7 protein-coding genes are annotated in these 13,369 nt (G+C 36.0%); 2 read left to right on the top strand and 5 right to left on the bottom strand.

Features of this window, described 5'->3' with window-relative positions:
- Positions 1–7 precede the first annotated feature (7 nt).
- Positions 8–2,635: a twin-arginine translocation pathway signal protein gene (locus ACULLG_RS04610; RefSeq protein ID WP_452125574.1), complete on the bottom strand. Its 2,628-nt coding sequence runs from the start codon at positions 2,633–2,635 to the stop codon at positions 8–10.
- Positions 2,636–3,247: 612 nt separating this feature from the next.
- Between ACULLG_RS04610 and ACULLG_RS04605 the strand changes: the two genes are divergently transcribed.
- A complete protein-coding gene (locus tag ACULLG_RS04605) occupies positions 3,248–4,123 on the top strand; it encodes a site-specific integrase (protein WP_452125573.1) in 876 nt (291 codons plus the stop codon).
- A gap of 35 nt (positions 4,124–4,158) precedes the next feature.
- Positions 4,159–4,455: a tyrosine-type recombinase/integrase gene (locus tag ACULLG_RS04600; protein ID WP_452125572.1), complete on the top strand. Its 297-nt coding sequence runs from the start codon at positions 4,159–4,161 to the stop codon at positions 4,453–4,455.
- A gap of 18 nt (positions 4,456–4,473) precedes the next feature.
- Here ACULLG_RS04600 and ACULLG_RS04595 read toward each other — a convergent pair whose 3' ends face one another.
- The 4 genes from ACULLG_RS04595 to ACULLG_RS04580 all read right to left on the bottom strand — a co-directional run bounded on the left by ACULLG_RS04595 (position 4,474) and on the right by ACULLG_RS04580 (position 12,899).
- Positions 4,474–6,435 (bottom strand): DUF3857 domain-containing protein, encoded by a 1,962-nt coding sequence (locus tag ACULLG_RS04595; protein ID WP_452125571.1) that lies wholly within the window; start codon positions 6,433–6,435, stop codon positions 4,474–4,476.
- Positions 6,436–6,454: 19 nt separating this feature from the next.
- Positions 6,455–8,374, bottom strand: coding sequence for a DUF3857 domain-containing protein (locus tag ACULLG_RS04590; protein ID WP_452125570.1), 1,920 nt, complete (start codon positions 8,372–8,374; stop codon positions 6,455–6,457).
- A gap of 7 nt (positions 8,375–8,381) precedes the next feature.
- Positions 8,382–11,681, bottom strand: coding sequence for a hypothetical protein (locus tag ACULLG_RS04585; protein ID WP_452125569.1), 3,300 nt, complete (start codon positions 11,679–11,681; stop codon positions 8,382–8,384).
- 102 nt (positions 11,682–11,783) lie between these two features.
- Positions 11,784–12,899 (bottom strand): ATP-binding protein, encoded by a 1,116-nt coding sequence (locus tag ACULLG_RS04580; protein ID WP_452125568.1) that lies wholly within the window; start codon positions 12,897–12,899, stop codon positions 11,784–11,786.
- Positions 12,900–13,369: the final 470 nt, after the last annotated feature.

Genomic DNA, 13,369 nt, shown 5'->3' with positions numbered 1-13,369 from the left:
GTTTAAATCATTCGCTTTCCAAATTGACAACAATGGTCTTGTTATCCTTATTTCTTGATCTCAAATTGGTATAGGTCTTTTTTAACCCCAGTTCTGGCACCTCCACTTCAACTTTATAGATTCCTTTTTCAAAAACCTTTGGTCTATAACCGCTGGTTTTTGGTCTTATGGCATACACAAGTTGCTCTTGGCCATCGAACACCTTTATTACAGGATGAAAGTTCCCTGTCCATTTAATCTTCGGAAGCCACGCGACCGCTTTTCTAGGGTAATTGTTAGCCTGCGTGATGGTAATCGGCCATCCTGGATATTGGCTGTTCGGAATAGTTGGGTCAACAAACCTTGGCCAACATTCGGTTTTAATGGTCCTTGTTTTCTTGTTGAAAGTTACCAAACCATAGCCCACTGCCCTATTGTGCAAAATTTTGGGTTCCTTACCTGTGTCATGCGGGTTTGCAACTGCGAAAACTGTCATTCTATTTCCAAAACCATCCATATGCTCACCCAAATAAGCCGGATCTTCGTAGGTGTGTTTACTACTGTCAATATCAGGCCAAAATCTACGCGGCCATATATTGTTTAGGGCCGGTCCTGCAAAGGCATATCCACTATCTCCATGCACATCCAATCCATATTGGATAAAACTGCCCAGATGTTGGTCTCCTGCTATGTGGAAAGCGAAAGCTTTTCTTATCTTTTTTACGGCAAAGTCACGCCCTTTGGCGGGCCAACCATTGGAATCCATATCAACCGTTGGGCGATCACCGTTCACATATTCTCCCTTTTTCGGTATGGGCAAAGAAGGTATAACAGCTCCGGTCTTGGCCCCTTCAGGAAGTGTTGCGACAGTGGCAAAATTGGTTTGGGAAAGAACTGCTTTCATTTGGACATTATTGCTCCAATCCATAGCCCAGTCATCAAGAAACTTGTGCTGTCTTTCACCCAGAAGGTCGGCGTCAACATCACGATATTTCTTTATGTCGAAGTCATCACTCATTATCCAACCATTATTCACCTCAGCTTCTTTAGGCAGCACATTCTTAGGTGCCGATTTGAATTTTCTATCTTCTAGAATAGCAAAACTAATCCCTGCGTAGTTCCAATGGGTATAATATACCCCTATCCCTTGCTTCACGGGAGATGGGTCGTACGCATCAGGTAGATGACCCGTCTGGGTTCGTTGCACCATGTTCACCCATTTCGCTGGCATTTTATAGCCGCCACTATCTTGGGCAAAGGCCCCAAAACCTCTGGAAGTATTGGCTTTTTCACCTTCCTCACCCCAAATATTGCCATGATATACATCATGGTCATCAGGGATTATGGCACATGGCTTATGTTTATACAAGTCACGATACGACCAGCCAAACATATACCATTTTCGTAGGTAATCCAGGCACATTTTATCAAATTCTCCTCTAAAAGTGGCTCCAAAACCACCTGTTCCTTCATAAAACTGGTCACCTAGAAACAAGATAATATCCGGGTTTAATTTGGATACATTTTCCGGAATATCCACGTCCGGGAAACCGTAGTGAAAATTACAGCTGAAAACTGCTGTTTTGATTTCATTTTTGTGATGAGGCTCTTTGGTTATGGTTCCCTCATAATGGTAAGTTTCAATTTTATGATTCAAAGGAATGTCAACGCTTATTCTAAAGGGAACATCATTTTCTGGTACAAAATCGATAACAGAAAAATGAACAGAACGCCCCTCAGGTTCAATGGTCTTTGATTGAAAAGTTTCCCAGATATCTTCATCATTTTTCATTTCAAAATGAACAAAATGTCCTTCAATTTTCTCAATAGGCGCCATCTGGGCGGTAAGCTTAAGCTTGCCTTTGTTCAAGGTATATTGGGTAAAGCAAATCGGTCCAAAGAAATTATCCTCATTGAAGGTTAAATCCTCCGAAGCAATATGCCAGTTGGAAAATGCGGCACTTGGCACTTCGGAATTTTCTCCTTTTTTAAGTTTAAAATCGGACAACAAGGAAAAATTGCCAGTGAGTTGGGCATTAGAGCATTCAATCAATTCTTGTTTGTAAAGTAGAACATCCTCCTCTGGATTGGTCACGGAAACGTTAACTTTATAAGAATTATTGTCGGGAATTGCCTCAACTATGAGTCCAAATTTTTTAGGAATAGTGTTCAACGGAGTTTCAAAAATCCGGTTACCAACTTTGAGCTTGCCCTTTGGCGTGAACCCAAAAGGTGTTCCTTTACCAAACACTGCTGCAGACCTATAATCATTATTAGGCCCTTTTACCCCTAGCAGAATCCCTAAGCATCCTTCATCATAGCTTTCCAGTTTTGGGTGGAGCACATCAACCGTAACAGAAGTGATAAAACCAACCATTTTTTCAGGCTTTTGAACAGGGAGTAAATGAAGGCTTCGATTCTTGTCGGTAACATCGCAGATGACCTTGCCATTCTCCAAATACCAATCTTGCAGTCGGTTACCCCAATATTCGGGTCCCACCCATTTCATATTGGGCCAATTATGCCAATTACTATTAAAGCTCAGTCCTTGTGGGTAAGGCCAAGGTTTAAACGTGCTATTAGCAAGTACGGAAGGTGAAATACAGGGAGCAATAGCTCCAACCAATAAGGTTTTTAGATAATTTCTTCTTTTCATGGACAGTTCTCAAATCATGGAATTTTTTAATTCCCTTGGTTAATACTTAACTAGGTTTTATAAGGCATAAGAATCTTCTGGATATGACAGGCATTACAGTCATTTCCTTAAAAAAAACCAAATAAAAAATGTTTGTGTTAGTCCAATGAGGTACTAATATAGTGAATCAATAGTATCCGATCGCTTCTAATACGAGAAAACCTATTATTGTCATCAAGAAAGTAAGAGAACCTCTTTGTTTTTATTTAAATCTAGAAAGACTTCCGGTTTCCCGAAAACCCTAATTTAGCTTTGCTCCTCCTCATGGGCTCCTCTCGTCTGCGCTTGGGATAAACTTCATGCAACAAAAGGTTAAAAAGAAAAAGAGCCACACTTTCGTGCAGCTCTTTTTCTTTTTGCTCCCCCTCTTGGGCTCGAACCAAGGACTCTCTGATTAGCAGACTTAAAATATTGATTATCATATAGTTATATTTGATTTCTTTTGTTCTGATTTCCAATATTTTAGCGATTTTGGCTTTGTTTTTGGTTGCATAAATTCTACATTTAATAGCCTATTTGTTGTACCTATGTTGTACCCAAATATCAAAAGGCATCCTAAAAAACATATCAGTTATGGCCTCGATAAAAATCATTTTAAGGAAGAAAAAATTATCAGATGGAACCTATCCCATTTTCCTTCGGGTAACCAAAGAACGGCAATCCAAATTCTACAAGACACCATTCAGTTCCAAAATTGATGAGTGGGTAGACTCAACAAGAAGTTTCAATAAGCGAAAAGAAAACCACATTCAAAACAATAGGCTGTTATTAAAGTTTAAGGAAAGAGCATTTAAGGTCATCACTGAATTGGAAATTGACAACCCTGATTATACGATTTATGATTTTGACCGAAAATATAGAATCGCTTACAATCCGATCAAACAGGATGTTTTTGCATTTTGGGATGAAATCATAGATGAACAAAAAAGAGCAGGACGAATTGGAAATGCCAAAGTGACTTATGACGCACAAACCTCTGTGAAAATTTTCAATAAATTTCAAAGCCTAACATTTAGAGAACTGAATCCGACTTTCTTAAACAAGTATGAGGCATTTTTAAGGTCTAAGGGAGGAACCGACGGGGGAATAGGTGTCAAAATGAGAGCGATCAGGGCTATTTACAATATGGCCATTCAACGAGGTATCACAAAAGAGAGCTACTATCCCTTTAGAGCATATAAGATTTCCAAGCTAAAGGGAAAGGCTGCTAAAAGAGCCCTAGATTTTAATGAGGTCATGGCCATTGTAAACCTTGACATGAGCAATTATCCTCATTTAATTGACACAAAAAATTACTTCGTTTTTAGCTTTTATACCAGGGGGATGAATTTTAAGGACATGATGGAATTGGAATGGGAAAATATCCATTCGGGCTACATTTATTACACCCGGTCAAAGACCAAAGGAAACTTTAGTGTCAAAATAGTCCCTCCCGTACAAGACATTTAGATTACTATAAGCTATATGGTAGAAGTAAGAAATATGTGTTTCCCATCCTTTTAAAGGAAGACCTTGACCCTGTACAAATAGCCAACAGAAAGCATAAGGTTTTGGGCATTTATAATAAACAATTAAAAGAATTGGCAGATTTATGTGGAATTAAAAAGAACATCAGTAGTTATGTTGCCCGACACAGTTTTGCCAATTGCCTAAAACAAAAGGGAGTCGCTACGGACATTATCAGTGAATCCCTTGGACATCAGAACTTGGCAATTACCCAGGCTTACCTCAAGGAACTGGATAATTCAGTTTTGGACAAGGCGGTTGAGCTTCTACTTTAAATAGGGTCAATTCCCTTATCATCCTTTAGGCTCTAATATCAATGTTATTTTATTGAAATCCGCAGCGGTATTGATCACTTTTCTAAATTCCTCAAATATGGATGGGGCAACAATATTGGTTCTATAATGTTCGTCTGCGGTAATGCTTAAAACATTGTCCTTTAATTCATAAAATGAGATAAATGAAAAGAGCTCTTCTCCATTTTCATCATACTTGTTCTCTATGTCGAGTTCATCCAGATTGACCACCCTGTAGCCCTTTGGTAAAGTAATGTTAAGTGTTCGGTAATAGCTTCTGGTATGCTCGTTCTCCAAAGGAAGAACGCGTTTTTTATCTTGATACATTTCTATTTGAGGGCCTATTAGTTCCCCTAGTTTAAATAAGTATTTTCGTCCTGCCTTTTCAACAAAAGCATCAGACTTTAAGTCCACTATAAACTCTATTGGCTTTATCCCAAAAAGGTTTGGGCTTTCATTGACCAATTCCATTTTTTTAACCTCAATATTCTCATTCATGGTTTTTGCCAGTCCCTCCATCATTTCATTTCTGTTATCTCCAATTATTTGATCCATATACGGATGGAACGGCATTGCATAGTAACCCGAAAAAGAACGCTGTAACTTTATCGAGTTATAGGTTAAATCTTCTTGGTCGAACTGGACATCAATTACCATTTTGTCAATGGTTTTATCAGCATTCAATGGTTCAATATATTTTATTTTCCCTATAGCAGATTTAAAAGACCCAACACTTACCTCCTTTATGAAAAGACCATAGTTATCCGTTAAAAAGGCTGGTGGATAACCATATCTGGATTGCATATCTGTAGGTGAAAGGTAAGTTTTCAGGTCAGGAAAATAAATCAAGAAGTCCTTCAAAAAATTGTGGGCTTCAAAATCCTTATCAAATTTTAAAGTTTTACGATTAGATGTTATAACAATTTCATGAGCTATTTGAAAATGTCTTAACAGAGTGACATAAAGCTTTATCATTCCAGTAGAACTAGCAATCTTCTTTTCAAGAATTTCCTCTAGATTCTTCAGGTTATCACCTCCAGATTCCGATAAGATAAAGCCAGATTTTATTCTATTATCAATACTTCTGATTTTGGATTCTAAATCATCACTATTTTTAGTTGAAGAGGTTACAAACTGTTGAATTAAATAATTTGCTTTCTTGCTTGGTTCAGCATAGTAATAGTTATAAATATTCTGAGCAACGTTTCCATACGAGGATAAGTCGCTTTTATTGGTTTTTAGATTTTTGTCAAGCTTATAAATCAAATAGCCACGAGAGGCAGCATAAGGAGCTTGTTCCTCCTTGAGTAAACCTTCTAGATTCTTTAAATTTAATTTCCAATGCAATCTGTCTTTTGATAATGTATCCTTAACGACTTCTGGCAATCCATTATAGCTTTTGAACTGAAATACTAGGTTCGATGGAGAGTATAAGTCAAAATCAACATTTTTTTTCTCAAAATCTGATTGCAACCGAAATGCTATTCCGCTGTAGCTTGGCTTTTTCTTTTCTACATAAAAATATTCAATGACACTACCTTTTTCCACTCCTTCGAAGGCAAAATACTTGTAGTGTTTCCCCGTTTCTTCGTCTTGAGCGGTCAATATTTTTGATTCGTCCAAGTCAATGATTTTTCCATTCTTGGTAATTACCCTTGCTTTGTTTTCAAGCAGCACAGAATTTGTGGAATAAGGCAAATATATTTTATTATATGCCTCAATTTTCTCATTGCTGTTTAACCAAAACGCCTTGTGTTCCAGATAATGTTCAGTAAAAGCGTTATCCGAATAGGCAAATTCTGTAACGTATTTTTCCTTTAAAGCCATCATTGGCTCTTCACTGTCTACAGGTAATTCATATTTAGGGGTTTCATCCCAATTGTAGTTTGACACGAAAAGTTTGTCTTGGCCGTGAATCGAATAGGATAAAAAAACAATTACCAGAAAATAAAGATTTCTCATATGGGTTTTGGAAGTTATATTATTGTTTCTTGAGCACAACAACCTCTTTATGTTGCCGCTCAATTTTTTTTGCAAGCTGGTTTACTTTTTTTTGAGCATCGGAATCAAAAATCAATGCATTAAGCTTAAAGTGACGCTTGTAGACTATTTGATTTGGTTTAAGTTCATAAGTAATGCCATAGTCAAAGTATTGATTAGATAGATTTATGCCTTCAGGCAAATAATCAACTGTGTAGCCCTCAGGAATATTAAATACGTATTGATACTCTCCTGAATCTAAATATCTGTGCTCCAATGGAACAGTTCGATCACTATCTGTTTTTAAGTTAGAAATGACAGTCCTTCCCAGATTCAAGTTAATATAGATCTCATCTCCCAAAGTTTTGGCATAATTGGGCACGTTAAAATCATATTCTACAATGAGGTTTTTATCATAGCTATATTTGTTGTTCTCGGTAAAATCGGATATTTGGAAACTGTTATTTCCCTTTCGAAAACCTGAATTGTATATATCAAGGAGTTTTGTTTTAGTATTATTTTTTTCCAAGCGATAGAAGAGGTCTATTTTTCCATAACCAGATAATTCAGATCTTGATTTTCCTTTCAAATTATCGCCTTGCAACTCGATAACAGAATAATCCTTATAGATATTTTTTGATGGATCAATAATTGGGACTTTTTTTATCATAAATGAATCTTTTCCCATCGAAACCAATGCCTCCTTTCCTTGAATAAAAGATGTAGGTATTTCCATAGGGTTAAACCTCCCAGTAGCATCCAAAAAATAAGATTTCCCTTGATACTCATAATGTAAAATCATATGATTATCAACTGATGGAGTTGGAACATCCTTATAGCTATATGGGATACTTCTTGTGCCAATCCAAGCTAGGTTTCCTTTGATATTGGCTATATCGAGCATTTTTAATAATAAATTGGAGTTGTCTTTACAATCACCGTACTTTTTATGAAAAACTTCATTAGCTTCTCTTGGAACGAATCCGCCCAAGGCATATTCAAAAGCTATGTATTTTACATTTTCTTGTACCCAGTAATAAATGGCTCTTACTTTTTCAAGCTCATTTTTTTTGTCAGCTGTTAGATCTTCAACAAGTTGCACCAATTCTTTAGGAGCTGGCTCTTCATTTAAATTTTCCACAAGGGAAAAGTACCACCTATATAAATCCGACACATCCTCAAGAAGGTTAACAGTTTTTCCATTGGTTTGATATGAAACAATGATTGGGATGATATGTGGTAAAATGCTTTTATAATTGGGTGCTTTTTCCTCATACTTGAATTCATCAATGTTTTTTATTTGCCAAGTATATATATTCTGTTTTCTAGTCCTTTTTTCAGTGAATTCCACTTGGACACCTTCCATGTTAACCTCTTGAAACCTAAGGTTAATGGCATTGTCAGAAATGATAGTGAACTTGTTATTTTGAATAGGGTAAAAGTTCCCGAAATAAAAGGCACTTAAAAAACGTGGGTTCTTTATTGTTTGCTTATAACTTAGTCTAGTTTTTGCTCCTTGGCCTAAACTGGGGAAAATAAAATTGATTGATTTTACATCATCGTAAAATGATCCATCCAGTTCATCTTTATCCTTAAAATCAGAAACTTTTAGCTCTTCATACTTATTGTCCCTTATCACAAATGAAGATGCTTCAATTTTTTCCAACTCGTAAAAAGAGGAATAGCTCAAAGATTGTTTTGCGTCATTTTTAGCACTGTCATACAGGAATATGTCTTCCTCTAAAAACTCTTGGGATATTACAAATTGTCCCTTGTCAAGACCAATATTCAAAACTGTCTCTTGGTTCAATCTAATAGATTGGGCGTTTGGATATTGCTCCTTATACTTTTTATAGTCAGTAGAAATTTGTGAGTATGAGGTATACCCAAGTAGCAGTATGATAAGCGTTCTTTTTCTCAAACCCTTTCTATTTGGAAGTAGATGAAATAATATCGCCATTGAAATAAGTTTCTTCAATTATTAATTTCCCATTCTCATCATACTCTTTCGAGACACCTTCTTTAACATCATGCAAATAAGTTGTTTCCCTTTTCAGATTACCATTCTCAAAATACTCTTTGACAATACCGTTTAGATTACCTAATGTATAATTGCGCTCTTTTTTAACATTGCCATTGGAAAAGTACTCAACTCTTCTTCCGTCAATTTCTCCTTTGATATAATATATTTCTTCTAGCAATTGCCCTGAGTAATAATATTCTTTGTACACATTGACCAAGTTCCCATTACTATACTCCATGTCCCTTGATATCTTCCCATTATCATAATAGGTCAACATTTTACCTGTTTCGTTCTCCATAGGAATCATTGGCACCTCCTCTAAATTTTCATCCAGATAGCTGTAACCTTTTAAACGTCCATGCTCATAAAATCTAACAAGCTGCAATTTTCCAGTTGGACTATAAGTTTCTCTTCTACCGTGTCGCATATCATCATAATATTCACTTCTATTTTTTATGTTGCCATTTTCATAATAGCTTACAGCATTCTTTTGGAGCTTTCCTGAGTTATAATAATTTTTGGTGTCTATAGTCCCATTTTCATAATAATAAATATAATCCCCGTCCAATTCTCCATTCATATAATTCGCCACGGTTTCGACCTTTCCATTATCATGATACCAAGTCACCTCTCCATGTAACTTTCCGTTTAAGTAATTACCTTCGGTTTTCTTTATTCCATAGAAATCAAAATATGAAAAAGGGCCATGTCTTATGCCATTGACGTATGTTATTTTCGTACCTGGTTTTTCGTTTTGATGTTGGAATACTAACTCATATTTTTCTTTATCACTCTCATATTTAATAGTATAGGCAACATTCCCATCTATATCATAATAAGTGTCGTTTAATTGATCGCCGTAATTGTAAATACTGGCTTGGGTTTTAAGTCCTTTTCCAGAAAAAAGCAATTGCTCTCCGTGAAGCAACCCTTTATGATAAAAATTGATTTCTGAAACTATGCCATCTGGAGCGTATGATTTCCATTCTCCATGAAGATTGTTGTCCTTGTACCATCCTTGTCTTTTTATTTTTCCGTTTTTATGGTAATTGACATAATAACCATTTAGTGAGTCATTTTTATAATGGGAAATAGATTGCAATTCCCCGCTTGTATAATATCCTTTATACTCTCCTTGTAAATTATTGTCTTCATACACCCCTTCATCAGTAAGAATGCCATGTTTGGAATAATACTTCCATTTGCCTTTCTTTCCTCCTTTAATATCATATAATCCTTCAGACTTGATTTTACCGTATGAAGAATGCCCTTTGTAATAAAATTCACCTCCCTTTTTGCGGTTTTCTTCAATCACATTACCTTCTTTGTCAAAGTACTTATAGGCAATAAATTCACCTCTGCGGTATTCAAAAATATAGTGTAGCTTTCCATCAATGTCATAGTATTTATATTCACCGTCCGTTTGGCTTTTGTCATCGTAGTTAAAATCGCTTTCTAGAGTGCCATTGCTATAAAAAGTTTGCCAGTGTCCTACATAATTCCCTTCAAAAGTTTGTCCAACCTCTTTTGACGACCCATTTGGATAAAACAGCTTGTAATACCCATCAACAAATCCATTTTTGCTGTTTAAATCGGTGTCTAGCTGCCCATTTAAATAATATTTAGTCTCTTGACCATGAGCCATTCCATCTTTAAAATTTATTTCGGAGCTTATCGTTCCAGTAGGAAAGTATTCGCTATACTTTCCGTTTACCTTTCCATTTACATACGACGCTTTGGATTTTAGTAGTTCTTCACCAACATCATGGTAAGAATAAAACTCACCATCCAACTCATCATTTTTGAATTGTTTTTTTTGTTGCAATGCGCCATTTTTGTTATACAGTAAATACTCTCCTTCTAAATTACCATTCTTGTAATTGGCAAGAATATTTTGTTTTCCATTCTCATGATATAGAACATTTTTTCCATTCAATTTTCCATCTACATATTGGGCCGATTCTTTAATTTTTCCTTGTGCGTTGTAGAAAATCCACTCTCCATCTCTACTACCATCAGAACTAAATGTTCCTTTTGCTGTCAATCTTCCCTTATCATTGAACAACTCCCAAGGCCCTACGACAACATTATTTTCAGTTTTACCAATGCCTTTGGTATAGCCATCTTCAAAATAGTAAGTCAACGTTTCTACTTTTCCATTTTGTTTTATGGTATTGTTCTTTACGATATCAACCCACTTCTGTTTGGATAGGTCAAAAAACTCCTGAATCTCATCTATCTTCTTTTCTATAACTTTTGCGTAAGTTTCATTCTCAATAGAATATGAGATGGTATAGCTGAAAGCATCAAAAAGCCCCTGATTCACTATCCATTGATAGTATGGGACAAACTTGGTATCCCAAAATCCCCCATTACCTGAAAAGTTTTTCAGAGACTCCATAAGGGCATGGTTTTGTCTTATAAGCGCAATGTCAATTTCGTTGCCTGTTTCATACTTTTCATTCAATGCAACTCGATTATTGATTATCAAGTCAATTTCTTCGAACGACTCATCATCCTCAGAAACATTTATATCAGGATTCTTCTCATACGTATTCTTACTTTGCGCGGTGGTATTGAGCAGCTTTAAAAGGCTAAACGCATTACTGGCATCAGGTTCAATCACCAAGTACATGTTATAGGACATTAAGGCCTGGCTAATTAATTCTTGTTTGTAACAGATGTCTCCCAGTTTTAAATAAGCGTTTTTGTAAAAGGGATCTAGAAGAATTGTCTTTTGATATGCATCAACTGCTTCCTCCCATTTGTCTGTTTTTTCCAAACAAACTCCTTTATTGTACCATAAGGTCTTATTCTGTGGAAAACGTTTTAATCCTACTTCACAAATATCAAGAGCATCTTGATTTTTATCCTGCCCCAAAAGTGAAGCCACTTTGTTTACGTAAAATGAACTATGTAAATCATAGCATTTGGAACCAAGTCCTTCATCCGTTATTGCAATGGCCTCATTATACTTTTTTTGAGCCATCAAATAATATGATTTGGTAACCATTACCGAGCAATAGGTAGAGTCACTTTTGCTAATCTTGTTAAGATATTCCACTGTTTTTTCATACTCTCCTTTTTCTGCGGTTTCACCTACCTTTTCATTTACAGTATTATAGTCTACGAAAGGGATTTTTTCCTGGGCAGAAATAAGAAGGCTAAAAAAAAGGGTTGGTAGTAGGAGTAGGTGTTTCTTCATTTCTCAAATATAAAAAAGCACCTGATAATTCCACTATTGTTGTAGGGAATTTCGAGGTTATTGCCAGAAGTATCGATTAACTTATTCTGTTTTAAAAAGTGATCACATGACAAACTCTCGAAAATTCTCCCGATGAATCACGTCAATATCGGCATCGTAGGTTTCCATAAAGGATTTTGGAAATTTCGCTTTGGCCTTAGGGTTCCACTTGAATTCATAGCCCTTTATCGTTCCTGATATTTCCTCTACGTAATCAATTTCTTGTTGCTGTTTGGTTCTCCAGAAATAAGAATTGGCCAAAGAATTTTCATAGGCCAATTTTTTGATGCGCTCACTAATCAAAAAATTTTCCCAAAGTCCACCAGTATCACTACGACTATCAAGAGCATTAAAATTTCCAATGATGGCATTTCGCACCCCCGTATCATAGAAAAAAATCTTTTGGTTGGTCTTTATTTCATTCCGTAAGTTTCTACTAAAACTAGTCAATCTAAAAATCACATACCCTTTTTCAAGAATATCGATATAATTGCTTACCGTGTTCTTATCTACTCCTACAAGTTGAGCAAGTTCATTATAACTCACTTCATTCCCAATTTGTAAAGCCAATGCGCGCAATAGCCTTTCCAATACTTGGGGTTTTCGAATACCACTGAACGCCAGAATATCTTTGTACAGGTAACTATTGGTTAGTTCTTTCAATACCTCAACCTCATCTCCCAGATTATTGATGACATCTGGATACATGCCATACAGCATCCGCAATTCAAGTTGCTGTTCAGACTTCACATAACCAATGCTACTTTCCAATTCTTGCCACGAAATGGGATATAGCTTGTATTCCCATTTTCGTCCGGTCAAAGGTTCCCTGGTTTGATTGTTCAATTCGAAAGCTGATGAACCGCTCACCAACAATTGCACTAATTTGAATTGATCCGTGATTATTTTGAGGGTCAACCCAATATTTTCAATTCTTTGGGCCTCATCTATGAAAATAATTTCATGACCTCCTATAATACTTTTGATCTGTTCGGTATTGGGGTTGGTGAGTAATGCTCTTACCGTAGAATCGTCCCCATCCAGAAACAGATGTTCTTTGTTCTCCAGAATAGAATTTATAAGGGTTGTCTTTCCTACTTGTCTTGGTCCAATTAGAATTATGGCTTTCCCTTTGCCTAATTTTTGAACAATTGTCTGCTCTAGAACTCTTTTAATCATTCCTATTAGTGAATTAACTCACCAAAAGTAATGTTTTTTAGTGAATATGTTCACTTATTAACTATCTGAATTTGGAAAACAGCCGTATGTAATTATAATTACTTTTTGATTATATATAACATAAGAACAATTATAGTACAAATGCCTTTGTTACGTTTTTAGCGGTTGGCATTCGATAGCTATAATTCCCCAAATACCTTTAGATTAACTTTCTATTTAAAACCATTGTTTATGATGTTGAAAAGAGGGGGTCCGGGGGAGACTCATAACTTCCTTTTTTGTGGATAACTTTGGTTTTTAAAAAGAGAATGGGGTGAACTCACCCAAATCCTGGGTTAACGGCCCATGGTAAGTATTAGTCCCCATTCTCTTCTAATCAGGTTACAAAGGACCAGATAGAATTTCAGGAATCCCCTATTAAAGGTTTTAGTCAACGCAACCATTTTAAAACATTATAAAGTTATGGAAAT

The organism is Flagellimonas sp. 2504JD1-5 (genome assembly GCF_053618295.1).
Note: the sequence above shows the minus strand (reverse complement) of the source record. Positions and strands in the feature narration are given on the sequence as shown.